This window comes from Paractinoplanes globisporus DSM 43857 (assembly GCF_000379645.1).
In the GTDB taxonomy this organism is placed as follows: domain Bacteria; phylum Actinomycetota; class Actinomycetes; order Mycobacteriales; family Micromonosporaceae; genus Actinoplanes; species Actinoplanes globisporus.
This window is the reverse complement of the sequence record NZ_KB903308.1, coordinates 52,979-66,651: the sequence shown is the minus strand read 5'-3', so window position 1 is coordinate 66,651 and position 13,673 is coordinate 52,979. Positions and strand designations below refer to the sequence as shown.

The following is a 13,673-nucleotide window of genomic DNA, read 5'->3' as shown; positions in this document are numbered from 1 at the left end:
CTATGTTCGTAAGGCGGCGCCCGATGGCTCTCGAGGTTCCCTACCGGTCGATTCCCGACATGTTCTTGAAGCGCGTGGCGGCGACACCGAACGGTCAGGCGTTCGCGACGCCGAACGCGGACGACACCGGCATGGTCTGGCACACCTGGTCGGAGGTGGGCGAGCGGGCCAAGGCGATCGCCGCCGGCCTGCGCTCGCTGGGCGTCGGGCTCGAGGACCGGGTCGCGATCCTGGCCGGTACGCGGTACGAGTGGGTGCTCGCCGACCTCGGCATCAACTGCGCGGGCGCGGCCACCACCACGGTCTACCCCACCACCGAGCCCGAGGACGCGAGCTACATCGTGGCCAACTCGGGGTCGAAGGTGCTGATCGCGGAGAACCCGAAACAGGCCCTCAAGATCTCCGGCGCCGAGACCAGCGTGACGCATGTGGTGCTGCTCGACGGGCAGGCCGACGCGGGCGCCACCCCGCCGCAGCTCACGCTGGCCGAGCTCGAGGAGCGCGGCGCGGCGGCCCTGCGCGACAGCCCGAAACTGATCGACCAGGTCGTCGAGACGGTCGGCCCCGATCACCTCGCCACGCTCATCTACACGTCGGGCACCACCGGCCGGCCCAAGGGCGTGCAGCTGCTGCACAAGGGCTGGACGTGGGAGGGCGTCGCCCAGGAAGACCTCGGTCTCTTCGAGTCGACCGACCTGCAATATCTGTGGCTCCCGCTGTCGCACTCGTTCGGCAAGACGCTGCTCTGCGGCATCCTCCACGTCGGCGTCCCGACGTACATCGACGGCCGGGTCGACAAGCTGGTCGACATGCTGGCCGTGGTCAAGCCGACGCTGATGTGCGCGGCCCCCCGCATCTTCGAGAAGGTCTACAACAAGACCGTCACCACCGCGCTCGAGGCGGGCGGGGCCAAGGCCAAGATCTTCGGCTGGGCGGTCGCCACCGGCAAGCAGAAGGTCGCGCTCGAGCAGGCCGGCAAGCCGCTGCCCGGCACCCTGAAGGTGAAGTACTCGCTGGCCGAGCGGCTGGTCTTCTCGAAGCTGCAGACCCGGCTCGGCGGCCGGCTGCGGGTGCTGGTCAGCGGCTCGGCCCCGCTGAGCCGCGACATCGCCGAGTTCTTCGCGGCCGCCAACCTTCCGATCATGGAGGGGTACGGGATGACCGAGAGCAGCGCCGCGAACTTCGTGAACCGGATCGGCAGCCTGAAGATCGGCACGGTCGGGCTGCCGCTCGGCGACCTGGAATGCAAGATCGACTCGGATGGCGAGATCCTGCTGCGCGGCGCGCCCGTCATGCGGGGTTACCACGACCTCCCGCAGGAGACGGCCGAGGCGTTCACCGAGGACGGCTTCCTGCGCACCGGGGACATTGGCGAGCTCGACGCCGACGGCTTCCTGACCATCACCGACCGCAAGAAAGACCTGGTCAAGACCTCCGGCGGCAAGTACATCGCCCCCTCGGCGATCGAGGGCATGTTCAAGGCGGTCTGCCCCTACACGTCGCAGGCGGTCATCGTCGGCCAGGCCCGCAACTACGTCACCATGCTGATCTCGCTCGACGAGGACGCGATCGTCTCCTGGGCGAAGGGCGGACCGCTCGACGGCAAGCCGTACGAGGAGCTGGTGAGCGCCCCCGAGGTGGAGGCGCTCATCGACGGGTACGTGAAGGAGCTCAACCAGAAGCTCAACCGGTGGGAGACGGTGAAGAAGTTCGCCATCCTGCCGCGCGACCTGAGCATCGAGGCCGGCGAGGTCACCCCGTCCATGAAGATCAAGCGGCGGAGCGTGGAGACGAACTTCGCCGCTCAGATCGACAAGATGTACGAGGGATCGCTCGCCCAGATCTGATCCTCACACGAACTCGATCTCGAGGGCGGCCAGGGTCTCCGGGTCGGCGAGCTGCTCGATCCCGGTGATCAGGCCGTCCTCGAAGGCGAAGGCGAACACGACCTTCGGCTCGCCGCGCAGCGCCCAGACCAGGCCGGGCACGCCGTCGATGTACGCGGTGCGCAGCGCCTTGGCCCGGCCGTTGAACACGCCGGCCACCGCCTCGGGGCCCTCGGACAGGGCGTTGGTGTTGCCCATGGCGACCGCCGCCTCGTCGGCACTCAGGATCACCGAGGGATCGAGCAGCTGGAGCAGCGCCGCGAACTCACCACCGCGGGCCGCCGCCAGGAACGCCTCCACTATTTCGCGTTTTCTCGTGGTTTGTCCGTCTTCGGTGGGGTCGGTGCCCTGGATGCGCCGGCGGGCGCGACTCGCGAGCTGGCGGGCCACCGCCGGCGACGCCCCGATGATCTCGGCGATCTGCGGGAACGGGACCGCGAACATGTCGTGCAGCACGAAGGCGAGCCGCTCGCGCGGGCCGAGCGTGTCGAGCACCAGCAGCAGCGCCGGACCGAGCGCGTCGGCCATCACCGCCTCCTGCTCGGGGTCGGCCGTCTCGGCCGCCAGCACGGGCAGCTCGGCCGGGTCCTCCCGGCGGGCCTGGCGGGAGCGCAGCATGTCGAGGCAGACCCGGGAGACGACGGTGGTCAGCCACCCGGTCAGGTTGTCCACCTCGGCCGTGTCGGACCGGCTCAGCCGCACCCAGGCCTCCTGCACGGCGTCGTCGGCCTCGTGCGCCGACCCCAGGATCCGCTGGGCCACCTGCCGCAGGTGTGGCCGATCGGCCTCGAACCGTGCCGCCAGGTTCTCCAGTTCGCTCATCGTCACACTCTCCGCTCGGGGTCCGTCATAGCCTTTGACGGACCGCAGTGGTCCGCTGTGACAGAGGGAGGATCCCATGACCATCCGCACGATCACGGTCCCGGTCAAGGACCTGGACGCGGCCACCGCGCTGTACTCGAAGCTGCTCGGCGTCGACCCGTACATGGCGTCGCCGTACTACGTCGGCTTCCGCCCCGAGGGCTCGCCTGAAGTGGGCCTCAACCCGCACGGTGACCTCACCGCCGGGCCGATCACGTACTACCACGTGGACGACGTCAACGCGACGGTGACCGCGCTGACCGCCGCGGGGGCGACGGTCGAGCAGGAGCCGAAGGACGTCGGCGGCGGTGGCCTGACCGCGCACCTGCGAGACGGCGACGGCAACATCATCGGCCTGTTCCAGGGTGCCAGTGCCTGAGCAGCCGGGTCCGCGGTCCGCTTCGGTCCGGAAGGCGGACGTGCTGGCCCGGCTCGCGGCCCCGGTCGCCGACTGCTGGGTCGCCACCGCGTCGTCTTCACCGGAGCCCTACCTCGTTCCGCTCACGCTCGCCTGGTTCGAGGAGCGGATCATCCTGGCCACGGCCCGGCGCTCGCCCACCGCGCGGAACCTCGCCGCACACGGGCGGGCCCGGGTCGGGCTGGGACCCACCCGGGACGTGGTGCTGATCGAGGCGGTCCTCGCCGAAACGATCCCCGTCGGCGCCGCCGGAGCAGTGGGCGATGCGTACGCGAGTCAGAACGACTGGGATCCGCGCGAGGCCGGCGACTCGTACGTCTTCCTCGCCTTGCGTCCCCTGCGCGTGCAGGCGTGGCGGGAGCTGAACGAGATCCCCGATCGTCTGCTGATGGCGGACGGGGTCTGGCTCGTTTAGGCGATCACCGCGGGCGCCCGCCAGGCCGGGCGGGCGCCGCGGTCCAGGTCGTACCGCACGGACGCGATCCGCTTCACGGCCTCGGTGAGGGTCTCCTCGTCGAGGGCGAACGGCAGCCGCAGGAAGCGCTCCAGCGTGCCGTCGAGACCGAAGCGCGGCCCCGGGGCCAGCCGGACGTCCACGTCCTCGGCGGCCCGGGCGAGCGCGCTGGAGATCGGCCCGTCCAGCTCGGCCCAGAGCATCACCCCGCCCGACGGCACGGTGAAGCTCCACTCGGGCAGGTGCTCGCGCATGGCCGCGATCAGCGCGTCGCGGCGGGGCCGCAGCTGGGCGCGGCGCGCGGCCACGATCTGCGGGGCCTGGGCGAGCAGGCGCACGCCCACCAGCTGCTCCAGCACCGGGCTGGCCATGTCGACCCCGACCCGGATCGCGGCCAGCCGCTGCACGAGCGGCGCCGAGGCCCGGACCCAGCCGATCCGCAGGCCACCCCAGTACGCCTTGCTCATCCCGCCGATCGACACGACCCGGGAGTGCCGGTCGAAGACCGCGACCGGCGGCGGCATCTCGGCGCCGTCCAGCGACAGGTCGACGAACGACTCGTCGACGATCAGCTCGGTGCCGGCCGAGTGCGCGGTGGCCACCAGGCGCTCCCGCAGGGCGGCATCCATCAGGTGGCCGGTGGGATTGTGAAACTCCGGGATCACGTACGCGACCCGCGGCCGCCCCTGTCGTACCGCGCCGAGCAACATCTCGCCGTCCCAGCCGGTCGCCGCGTCCAGGCCGTGCGTGTTGATCCGTGCGCGGCGGGCGGAGAGCGCGGCCAGCGCGTTCGGGTACGTCGGCGACTCGACCAGCACCGGCGCCCCGGCCGGGACCGAGAGCCGTAGCACCAGGTCGAGCGCCTGCTGGGTGCCGGCGGTGATGAGGATCTGCTCGGCCGAGGTGGCGACGCCGCGGGCCGTGTACCCGGCCGCGACCGCCTCGCGCAGCTCGACCAGGCCGGTCGGGTGGTACCCGGCGCTGCCCACGTAGCGCGGAAGGTCGTCGGCGGCGGCGCGGGCCGCGGCCACCAGCTCGTCGGGCGCCGGGGAGGCGGCCACGCCGAGGTCGATCACGTCGCTCTCGTCGCCGGCCGCCCACAGGCCCGAGGTGACCACCCGGTGGCCATGCGGGAGCGTGGTCCAGCTTCCGGCGCCGCGCCGGCTGGTGAGGTGGCCGGTCTCTCTCAGGGCGCGGTACGCGGCGGAGACCGTGGTGCGGCTGACCCCGAGCGCCTCGGCCAGTTCCCGTTCCGCGGGAAGTCGCACGCCGAGCGGCAGGCGCCCGTCGGAGAGTAGACCGCGCACGGCGGCGGCGAGCGCGGCGTAATCGGGGCTGCGGTGGCGGCCGGGCAGAGAATGCCACTGACCGAGCAGGCGGGCCAGTTGGACCCCTCGAACCGAGCTCGTCACAGCCACCTCCCGCGAATTGGCTCTTCAGCCACGGCGAATTGGCCTTCAGAGTGGCACTTATGAAGGCAACCGGCAACCGAGATCGTCGTCTCATTCAACTCTTCACGGGCCTGGTGCTCTACGGGTTCAGCATGGCCTTCATGGTGCAGTCCGATCTCGGTCTCAACCCGTGGGACGTCTTCCACCAGGGCCTGTCGAAGGTGACCGGGATCAGCTTCGGCTGGGTGGTGATCCTGCTCGGCATCCCGATCCTGCTGCTGTGGATCCCGCTGCGGCAGCGGCCCGGCTTCGGCACGATCGCGAACCTCGTGGTGATCGGGTTCGTGGTGGACGGGGCGCTGGCCGTGCTCCCGGCCGGCCACGGCATCCCGGCCCGGACCGGCTATCTGGTCGCCGGCATCGTGGTCAACGGCCTGGCCACCGGGCTGTACATCGGCGCCCGGATGGGCCCGGGCCCGCGCGACGGCCTGATGACCGGGATCGTGAGCCGTTTCCCGCGCCTGTCGATCCGCCTGGTCCGTACCACTATCGAGCTTTCCGTCCTCGGCGTCGGTTTCCTCCTGGGCGGTACGGTCGGCCTCGGCACGGTCCTGTACGCCCTGGCCATCGGCCCGCTGGTGCAGTTGTTCCTCCCGCTCTGCACGGTCGGCGGCGTCCCGCGGACACAACTGGCCTCTGTGGACTGACACAGGTCGGTGATCATCCGGACACATTTGCTTCCGGGCGCGGCGGCGGCGCGGCATCATTGCCGCATGGGGGCTGGCGACTGGCAGTGGAACGACGCTTGGATCTTCGTGTCCGCGGTCATCGCCGAGCGCCTCGAGCGGGACCGGGCCAGCCACGCCGCCCTGCCGATCACCGGGGCCGGCCTCGCCGACGTCCTGGCCGCCGCCGACTTCCTGCACCACGCCGTGCCGACCCGCCAGGAACTGCAGGAGTCGGTGCGCCGCCTGGCCGGCGCCGGTCTGTTGATCATCGAGGACGACCTGATCGAGATCGCCCCGGCCGGCGAGCAGCTCTGGCGCACCCGCCCGTTCAGCGGCCTCTCCTCGGCCGTGATGACGCTGCAGGCTCAGCTCAACCGCGCGAGCGAGCCCGGCGACTCCGACTGGATCCTCGACGAGGCGACCTACAACGCCGCCGTCCGCGAGTACTCTCTGCGCCTGGCGGACGGCCGCTAGTTTTACCGGACCGGGTTGCCGGCCGCCCGCAGGCTCTCCTTGACCTCGCCGATGCTGAGGTCTCCGAAGTGGAAGACGCTGGCCGCGAGCACCGCGTCGGCCCCCGCCGCCACGGCCGGCGGGAAGTGCTCCACCGCGCCCGCTCCCCCGCTGGCGATGACCGGGATGTCGACCACGGCCCGCACCGCCTCGATCAGCTCGAGGTCGAAACCCGCCTTGGTGCCGTCCGCGTCCATCGAGTTGAGCAGGATCTCCCCCGCGCCGAGCTCGGCGACCGTGCGCGCCCAGGCGATCGCGTCGAGGCCCGCGCTGCGCCGCCCGCCGTGCGTGGTGACCTCCCACCCGCTGGGCTGATCGGCCGACCGGCGCACGTCGAGCGAGAGCACGAGCACCTGGTTGCCGAACCGCTCCGCGATCTCCCGGATCAGCTCGGGCCGCTTGATCGCCGCCGTGTTGACCCCGACCTTGTCGGCCCCGGCCCGCAGCAGCACGTCGACGTCGGCCACCGAGCGCACGCCGCCGCCCACGGTGAGCGGGATGAAGACGCTCTCGGCGGTGCGCCGCACGACGTCGAGCATCGTGCCGCGGTCGTCGGAGGAGGCGGTCACGTCGAGGAATGTCAGCTCGTCGGCGCCGGCCGCGTCGTACGCCGCCGCGAGCTCGACCGGATCGCCGGCATCCCGCAGGTCGACGAAGTTGACGCCCTTGACCACCCGTCCCGCATCCACGTCCAGGCAAGGGATAACGCGCACCGCCACCGTCATGCGACAAAGCCTAATTGGTGCCACGTGACATGCTGTAGCCCGTGGCCGACAGTCCGGAATCCATCCAGGCGATCCTCCGCAGCCGCCGAGGTGCCGGCTTCGTGGGCCGCGGCGGCCAGCTGGCGGTGTTTCGGGAAAACCTCGGTCTCCCGCCCGCCGCGAAGGCCTACATCTTCACCGTGTACGGCGAGGGTGGCGTCGGCAAGTCGACTCTGCTGGAGCAATGGCGGCAGATCGCCCGCGCGGCCGGCGCGACCGAGGCTCTGGTCGACGAGCGCGTTTTCAGCGCGCCCGAGGCGATGTCCGCCCTCCTCGACCAGCTCGGACAGCCACGCGAGGCCAAGGACTTCCGCGCCCGCTACGCGAGCTTCCGCAAGAACCGGGACCGGCTGGAAAGCGACCCGCAGGCCCCGTCCGAGCTGTGGAGCAAGATAGTGCGGACGGGAGTGAAGGCGGGCCTGCACGCCTCGAAGGCGATCCCTGGCGCCGGACCGGTCGTCGATCTGGTCGACGGCGACACCGCGGCGGACGCCGTCGACCGCGTCCGGCAGTTCCTCGCGACCAAGGTGCGCGACTCGCGCGAGGTCCGGCTGATGCTCTATCCCACCGAAGAGCTCGGCCCGCTCTTCGCCGACGCGCTGCGCCGGATCGCAACGTCGCGCTCGATCGTCCTGTTCTTCGACACCTTCGAGCAAAGCGGCGTCGTCCTTGAGGACTGGCTGATCGACCTGATGTCCGGCGAACACGGCGAGATCCCGGCGACGGTCACCCTGGTGATCGCCGGACGTCTCCCGCTCGACATCAACCGCTGGGCAGACCTGCTCGGCCTGATCGCGCCGGTCCCGCTGGCGGTCTTCACCGCCGTCGAGATCCGGCAGCTACTCGCCGCCCACGAGGTCACCGACAGCCGAGCGGTCGACATGATCATGTCGCTGTCCGGTGGCCTGCCGCTCCTGGTCGACATGCTGGCCAAGAGCCGTCCGGCCGGTGCCGACGAGGTCGACGACCCGGCCGACACCGCCGTCGAGCGCTTCCTCAAGTGGGAGCCCGACGTCTCCCGCCGGCAGGCCGCGCTGGCCGGCGCCCTGCCCCGCCGCATCGACGAGGACCTACTGGGCGCGGCGCTCGGCCGGGAGGACGCGGCGGACCTGTTCGGCTGGCTGATCCACCAGGCGTTCATCCGCGGTGATCGTTATCACGACGTCGTCCGCGCTCCGATGCTCCGCTGGCAGCGTCAGCGCTCGCCGCAGCGCTGGCGGGAGGCACACGCCCGCCTCGCGGCGGCCCACCGCGAGCGCCGCGACTCCACCGACACGACGCCGTGGGAGGCCGAGAACTGGCAGGCCCACCAACTCGAGGCCGTCTACCACGGACTCTGCTCACGTGAACTACCCCTGGACGCGGTCCTGGCCGACGCGGCAGAGGTGGTGAAGGCCGGAATCTCGGTGGCCCGGCGCTGGGCCGAAGTGATCGTCGAGGCCGGTCGCGACATCGACGACCCGGAGACCCAGGAGGTCGGCCGCAGCTTGTTCGAGGCCGCCACCCACGGTGAGGACCCGGCCACCAAGCTGCTCACTCGTCTGATCGATCTGGGGCGGCACAACAGTGCGGGCCAGGCAGTCCTGCTGCTCGAGCGTGGCCGCCTGCGGTACTTGGCCGACCTCGACGAACTGGCGATCGAGGACTGCACCCGGGCCTTGCGTCACGATCCCGACCTGGCCGCCGCCTACGCGGTACGTGGCGCCGCCCGCGGCTACTTGGACCGCTACGACGACGCCCTGACTGACTTCGGGCATGCCCTCCGCCTCGACCCGCTGGACTCCTGGGCGCTGGCGCGGCGAGGACAGGCCTACAGCTGGATGAAGCGGTACGGCGAGGCGATCGACGACCTCAACCGCGCCATCGAGCTCAACGGCACCCGGTCCTGGGCGATCGGCCAGCGGGCCGAGACGTACCGGCTGATGGGCCGCTACGACGACGCGGTGGTCGACTTCGACCGCGCCATCGAGCTCGAAAGGCCGAGTGATGCCTGGACTGTCGGCAGTAGGGGCCAGACCTTCCTGGCGATGGGACGTTACGACGAGGCGATCGCGGACTTCACTCGAGCCATCGAGCTCGACAGCGGCATCGCATGGCTGTTCGGCGGACGTGGACTGGCACACCGGTTTCAGGATCACTTTGAACAGGCGCTGAGCGACTTCAGCCGAGCAATCACGATAAAGGACTCCTACAGCGGGGCTGTCGCCCAGCGCGCCGAGACCTATCGCCTCATGGACCGCCACGCGGAAGCGCTCACCGATTTCGACCGCGCTATCGCGCTCGACCGCGACTACGCATGGGCAATTGGGCACCGAGGAGAGTGCTACCGCCAGCTGAGCCGCTACACGGAAGCGCTCGCCGACCTCGATCGAGCCATAGCGCTCGACGGGAGAGACAGTTGGGCTCTCGCCAGTCGCGGTAGCGTGCACCGTCTGACCAAGCAATACGTCCAGGCCGTAACCGACCTCACCGCCGCCATCGAACTCGACGACGGCGACGACGCCTGGGCGCTCGCCGAGCGCGGCTCGACCTACCGAGTCATGGACAGGCTCGACGAGGCCGTCGCGGACCTCACTCGCGCTGTCGAGCTCAATGACGCCAATGCGTGGGCATCAGCCGAACTCGGCGCAGCCTATCGAGAACGGAAGAGCTTCGACGAAGCGCTGGTGCGACTCAACCGCGCCATCGACATCGACCACGATTATGCCTGGGCGTTCGCGCAGCGCGGCGAGACCTACCGCCTCCTGGACCGTCATCGGGACGCGCTCGACGACTTCGATCGGGCCGTGCAGCTGGGCGAGGTCGACTCGTGGACGATCGGCAGCCGCGGGCAGACTCATGCCGCTCTGAGAAACTTCGACGAAGCGCTGCGGGACCTGAACCACGCGATCGAGTTGACCGATGCGAACGACTGGGCGCTGGCCGAGCGCGCCGACGTGTACCGGCGCATGGGCAATTACGAGCGCGCTCTCGAGGACGTCGAGCGGGTTTTCGCACTCGACGACGAGGACGCCACCTATCACGTATTGCGCGGCGTCCTGCGGCAGGAACTCGGTCAGGTGGAGGAGGCCGAGGCGGACTTCCGCCGGGCGACGGAGCTGGACCCCTCGCTGTCCTGGCGGGTCGTGGACGGTGCGATCGTCTTCGACGACGGACGGGTCGTGGATGGTGTCGTCGTCTTCGACGATTGACGCCTCAGGCCTAGCAGGATTCCGCCCACCACGAGCGCCCCGCCGAGAACGTCGATCGGCTGGATCCGTTCGCCGAGCAGGAGAGCGGCCGAGGCCACCCCGAAGAACGGGACGAGCATCGAGAACGGGGCCACGGTGGCCGCCCCGTACCGCCGGAGAAGGAAGCCCCAGGCCGCGAAACCCGCGAGTGTCGAGACAAGCGCGACGTAAAGCACGGCCAGGACGGCCTCGGCGTCGATCGCGCGGAGCGCGGAGAGGTCGGCCGACGGGCCGTCGACCAGCAACGAGAGCGCGGTGAGCGGGCCGCAGGCCACGGCGCTGACCCAGATCATGAAGCGCAGCGTGTCGGGCGGGGACGCCTTGCGGGTGACGATGTTGGACAGGCCCCAGGCTGCGGCCGCGCCGATGATCAGCAGGAAGGCGCCGATCCCGGCGCTCATGCCGGCGGCCACGACGACAATGCCGGCCATGGCCACCAAGAGACCCAGAATTTGTACGCGCCGGGGCCGCTCGCGCAGCAGCAGCGCGGCGAACAGGACCGTGAAGATGGGCTGGCTCTGCAGCACCAGCGAGCTCAGGCCGGCGGGCATCCCGGCGGCCATGCCGGCGAACAGGAGCGTGAACTTGACGACGCCGAGGATCAGGCCGGTCGCCACGATCCAGCGCCACGGCACCTGCGGGCGGCCCGCGAACAACAGCGCCGGGAAGGCTGCGAGCGTGAAGCGCAGGGCGTTGAACAGCAACGGCGGGAAGTGCTCGAGGCCGGTCTCGATGGCGACGAAGTTGACGCCCCAGATGGCCATGACCGCGACGGCCAGGCCGATGTCCCTCGGTTTCATGCTGTCGATCGTCGCGGCGGAAAACGTTAAGCACCATCGAATAGTGCTTCACCCAAGTTGTAGGATCGCTACATGATCGACCTCGGTCGGCTGCGCGCCCTGCACGCCGTGGCCAGCTACAAGACCGTCCTGGCCGCCGGTGAGGCGCTGCACTGCACGCCGTCCGCGGTCTCCCAGCAGCTCGCCAAGCTCGAGCGCGAGACCGGCGCCACACTGGTCGAGAAGGACGGGCGCGGCCTGCGGCTCACCGAGGCCGGCCGGCTGCTCGCCCAGCACGCCGAGCGGGTCCTCGCCACGGTCGACGAGGCCGAGGCGGCACTGGCCGCCCACCGCGACACCGTCGTCGGCCGGCTCACCGTGGTCGCCTTCGCCACCGCCTGCCGGGCGCTGCTGCCCTGGGCCCTGCACCGGCTCGCGGCCGACCACCCCCAACTGTCCACCGGGCTGATCGAGGCGAACCCGCATGAGGGCCTCGAGGCGCTGCACCGCGGCCACGTCGACCTGGCGGTGCTCGACGACTGGCCCGAGGTGGCGCTGCGTTACCCGCCCGGCATCGCCCACGTCGAGCTGGGGTGGGACGTGGCCGACCTGATCGTGCCGAGCGGGCACCGGCTGGCCGGCACGACCACGCTGGCCGCGGTCCGCGACGAGCGATGGATCGCGGCGAAGGCGGGGGACGTCTGCCACGAGTGGCTGGTCCGGGTGCTGCCGGGAGTGCAGCCCGACTTCCATGTCGGCGAGTTCGAGACGCAGCTGACGCTGATCGCGGCGGGCCTCGGCGTGGCGATCATCCCGCGGCTGGCCCGCCCGGCCGTACTGCCGGACGGCGTGCGGATCGTCGCGATAAATCCGGCACCGCGCCGCCGCGTCGTGATCGCTTGGCGTGAGGCGGCGGCCGCCCGCCCGGCCATCCGGGCCGCCGAGCGGGCGCTGCGGGAGTCGTGGGTTCAGGCGAGTGCCGCGAGGGCCTCGCGCACCGTGAACGCCCCGGCATAGAGGGCCTTCCCGGCGATCACGCCCTCCACCCCGTTCGGCTCGAGCGTCGCGAGCGCGCGCAGGTCGTCCAGCTTGGACACGCCGCCGCTCGCGATGACCGGCTTGTCGGTGGCCGCGCACACCTCGCGCAGCAGGTCGAGGTTCGGCCCGCGCATCGTGCCGTCCTTGGTGATGTCGGTGACGACGTACCGGGCCGCGCCCGCCTTGTCCAGCCGGGCCAGCACCTCGTACAGGTCGCCGCCGTCGCGGGTCCAGCCGCGCGCCGACAGGGTGCGGCCGCGCACGTCGAGCCCTATCGCGACCCGGTCGCCGTACTCGCCGCAGACCCGGTCGCACCACTCCGGGTCCTCCAGGGCGGCGGTGCCGATGTTGACCCGGGCCGCGCCGGTCGACAGCGCCCGGGTCAGCGACGCGTCGTCCCGGATGCCGCCCGAGAGCTCCACCTTCACGTCGAGGCGGCGCACCACGTCGGCGAGCAGCTCGGCGTTCGAGCCGCGCCCGAAGGCCGCGTCGAGATCGACCAGATGCACCCACTCGGCCCCGTCGTTCTGCCAGGCGAGCGCGGCCTCGAGCGGGTCGCCGTAGGCGGTCTCGGAGCCGGCGGCGCCCTGCACGAGGCGGACGGCCTGGCCGTCGGCGACGTCGACGGCGGGAAGCAGCGCGAGGGTCACGATCTCTCCTTACCTAGGCTTTCTTACCCAGGATCACGACTACGAGGGCCGGTACGGCCATGACGATGACAATGGTGAGCACGACACGCAGCGCGATGTCGGGCACGAACAGCCAGACCGCGGCCGCGGCGATCAGCGGCACCAGCACGATGCCGATCCGCTCGCCCCGGCTACGCCGATAGATTCGCCCCGGGCGGCCGATCCGCGGGGTCAGCCGCCTGACCAGGGCACGGCGGCGCTGCCGGCGGGCATCCCGGCGGGCGCGGACCGCTTGCTCCCGCTCCTGCGCGGCGAGCCGCTCGGCGCGCCGTTTCGCACGCTCCTTGGACACCGGTCGCTACAGCCCGGCGACCCAGTTGCGCAGCAGCGCGAAGCCCGCGTCCGCCGATTTCTCCGGGTGGAACTGCGCGACGGACAGGCGACCGAGCTCGACCGCCGCCGCGAAGGGCTCGTCGTGGGTCGCGGTGGTCACCTTGGCGCCGGCTTTCCGCAGGGCTTCAAGATCTGAGGCCGCGTACGAGTGGACGAAGTAGAACCGGGCGTCGGGCGCGAGCCCGTCGAACAACTCGGACTTGTCGGCGACGTCGACCGTGTTCCAGCCCATGTGCGGGATGCGCTCCGCCTTGAGCCTGCTGACCACGCCCGGCAGCAGGCCCAGGCCCTTCGTCTCGACACCGTGCTCGACGCCCGAGTCGAAGAAGATCTGCATGCCGACGCAGACGCCCAGCACCGGCCGGCCGCCGGCGACCCGTTCCGCGATCATCGGGCCCGCGCCCAGCTCGTCGATGCCGGCCATGCACGCCGCGTACGCCCCGACCCCCGGCACTACCAGCCCATCGGCTGCCGCGGCGGCGTCCAGGTCGCTGGTCACCGCCACGTCGACACCCGTGCGAGCCACGGCCCGCTCCGCCGAACGCAGGTTGCCCGACCCGTAGTCGAGCACGACCACACTGGTCATGAC

13 protein-coding genes and 1 pseudogene are annotated in these 13,673 nt (G+C 71.0%); 7 read left to right on the top strand and 7 right to left on the bottom strand.

Features of this window, described 5'->3' with window-relative positions; genetic code table 11:
* The first annotated feature begins 23 nt into the window (after positions 1-23).
* Positions 24-1,847: an AMP-dependent synthetase/ligase gene (locus A3CQ_RS0123560; protein ID WP_020513419.1), complete on the top strand. Its 1,824-nt coding sequence runs from the start codon at positions 24-26 to the stop codon at positions 1,845-1,847.
* A gap of 3 nt (positions 1,848-1,850) precedes the next feature.
* On the opposite strand, the gene A3CQ_RS0123555 is transcribed toward A3CQ_RS0123560, so the two are convergent.
* Complete coding sequence (locus A3CQ_RS0123555) at positions 1,851-2,708, bottom strand: sigma-70 family RNA polymerase sigma factor (protein WP_026206091.1); 858 nt, start codon at positions 2,706-2,708, stop codon at positions 1,851-1,853.
* 76 nt (positions 2,709-2,784) lie between these two features.
* Between A3CQ_RS0123555 and A3CQ_RS0123550 the strand changes: the two genes are divergently transcribed.
* Together A3CQ_RS0123550 and A3CQ_RS0123545 are read left to right on the top strand one after the other, a co-directional pair.
* Positions 2,785-3,126, top strand: coding sequence for a VOC family protein (locus tag A3CQ_RS0123550; RefSeq protein ID WP_020513417.1), 342 nt, complete (start codon positions 2,785-2,787; stop codon positions 3,124-3,126).
* The gene (locus A3CQ_RS0123545) at positions 3,119-3,580 is read left to right on the top strand and encodes a pyridoxamine 5'-phosphate oxidase family protein (RefSeq protein WP_020513416.1); all 462 of its coding nucleotides are present in this window, start codon (positions 3,119-3,121) and stop codon (positions 3,578-3,580) included. Before A3CQ_RS0123550 ends, A3CQ_RS0123545 begins: the two co-directional genes overlap by 8 nt.
* On the opposite strand, the gene yczR is transcribed toward A3CQ_RS0123545, so the two are convergent.
* A complete protein-coding gene (yczR, locus tag A3CQ_RS0123540) occupies positions 3,577-5,031 on the bottom strand; it encodes a MocR-like transcription factor YczR (RefSeq protein WP_020513415.1) in 1,455 nt (484 codons plus the stop codon). The genes A3CQ_RS0123545 and yczR overlap by 4 nt on opposite strands.
* Positions 5,032-5,090: 59 nt before the next feature.
* Between yczR and yczE the strand changes: the two genes are divergently transcribed.
* Together yczE and A3CQ_RS0123530 are read left to right on the top strand one after the other, a co-directional pair.
* The gene (gene yczE, locus A3CQ_RS0123535) at positions 5,091-5,717 is read left to right on the top strand and encodes a membrane protein YczE (protein WP_020513414.1); all 627 of its coding nucleotides are present in this window, start codon (positions 5,091-5,093) and stop codon (positions 5,715-5,717) included.
* 66 nt (positions 5,718-5,783) lie between these two features.
* Positions 5,784-6,212: a hypothetical protein gene (locus A3CQ_RS0123530; protein ID WP_020513413.1), complete on the top strand. Its 429-nt coding sequence runs from the start codon at positions 5,784-5,786 to the stop codon at positions 6,210-6,212.
* Positions 6,213-6,214: 2 nt separating this feature from the next.
* Here the strand turns inward: A3CQ_RS0123530 and hisF are convergent, their stop codons facing one another.
* Positions 6,215-6,976: an imidazole glycerol phosphate synthase subunit HisF gene (hisF, locus tag A3CQ_RS0123525; protein WP_026206090.1), complete on the bottom strand. Its 762-nt coding sequence runs from the start codon at positions 6,974-6,976 to the stop codon at positions 6,215-6,217.
* A 299-nt stretch (positions 6,977-7,275) separates the two neighbouring features.
* On the opposite strand from hisF, the pseudogene A3CQ_RS62950 reads away from it, so the two are divergent.
* Positions 7,276-10,080 (top strand): annotated as a pseudogene (locus A3CQ_RS62950) (tetratricopeptide repeat protein); the annotation flags it as partial.
* Here the strand turns inward: A3CQ_RS62950 and A3CQ_RS62945 are convergent.
* Positions 10,071-11,045: an EamA family transporter gene (locus A3CQ_RS62945; protein WP_084699187.1), complete on the bottom strand. Its 975-nt coding sequence runs from the start codon at positions 11,043-11,045 to the stop codon at positions 10,071-10,073. The pseudogene A3CQ_RS62950 and the gene A3CQ_RS62945 overlap by 10 nt on opposite strands.
* 72 nt (positions 11,046-11,117) lie before the next feature.
* On the opposite strand from A3CQ_RS62945, the gene A3CQ_RS0123510 reads away from it, so the two are divergent.
* Positions 11,118-12,041: a LysR substrate-binding domain-containing protein gene (locus A3CQ_RS0123510; RefSeq protein WP_020513409.1), complete on the top strand. Its 924-nt coding sequence runs from the start codon at positions 11,118-11,120 to the stop codon at positions 12,039-12,041.
* On the opposite strand, the gene priA is transcribed toward A3CQ_RS0123510, so the two are convergent.
* From priA to hisH, 3 genes are read right to left on the bottom strand one after another with little or no spacing between them, the layout of a single operon-like run.
* On the bottom strand, positions 11,993-12,712 hold the full coding sequence (priA, locus tag A3CQ_RS0123505; protein WP_020513408.1) for a bifunctional 1-(5-phosphoribosyl)-5-((5-phosphoribosylamino)methylideneamino)imidazole-4-carboxamide isomerase/phosphoribosylanthranilate isomerase PriA: 720 nt from the start codon (positions 12,710-12,712) through the stop codon (positions 11,993-11,995). The two genes, A3CQ_RS0123510 and priA, sit on opposite strands and share 49 nt — an antisense overlap.
* 13 nt (positions 12,713-12,725) lie before the next feature.
* The gene (locus tag A3CQ_RS0123500; protein ID WP_020513407.1) at positions 12,726-13,043 is read right to left on the bottom strand and encodes a hypothetical protein; all 318 of its coding nucleotides are present in this window, start codon (positions 13,041-13,043) and stop codon (positions 12,726-12,728) included.
* 6 nt (positions 13,044-13,049) lie between these two features.
* Positions 13,050-13,670, bottom strand: coding sequence for an imidazole glycerol phosphate synthase subunit HisH (gene hisH, locus A3CQ_RS0123495; RefSeq protein WP_020513406.1), 621 nt, complete (start codon positions 13,668-13,670; stop codon positions 13,050-13,052).
* Positions 13,671-13,673: the final 3 nt, after the last annotated feature.

Coding starts and splice junctions, on each gene's coding strand:
- A3CQ_RS0123560 (WP_020513419.1), top strand. CDS start 24: ATGGCTCTCGAGGTTCCCTACCGGTCGATTCCCGACATGTTCTTGAAG.
- A3CQ_RS0123555 (WP_026206091.1), bottom strand. CDS start 2,708: ATGAGCGAACTGGAGAACCTGGCGGCACGGTTCGAGGCCGATCGGCCA.
- A3CQ_RS0123550 (WP_020513417.1), top strand. CDS start 2,785: ATGACCATCCGCACGATCACGGTCCCGGTCAAGGACCTGGACGCGGCC.
- yczE (WP_020513414.1), top strand. CDS start 5,091: ATGAAGGCAACCGGCAACCGAGATCGTCGTCTCATTCAACTCTTCACG.
- A3CQ_RS0123530 (WP_020513413.1), top strand. CDS start 5,784: ATGGGGGCTGGCGACTGGCAGTGGAACGACGCTTGGATCTTCGTGTCC.
- hisF (WP_026206090.1), bottom strand. CDS start 6,976: ATGACGGTGGCGGTGCGCGTTATCCCTTGCCTGGACGTGGATGCGGGA.
- A3CQ_RS62945 (WP_084699187.1), bottom strand. CDS start 11,045: ATGAAACCGAGGGACATCGGCCTGGCCGTCGCGGTCATGGCCATCTGG.
- A3CQ_RS0123510 (WP_020513409.1), top strand. CDS start 11,118: ATGATCGACCTCGGTCGGCTGCGCGCCCTGCACGCCGTGGCCAGCTAC.
- hisH (WP_020513406.1), bottom strand. CDS start 13,670: ATGACCAGTGTGGTCGTGCTCGACTACGGGTCGGGCAACCTGCGTTCG.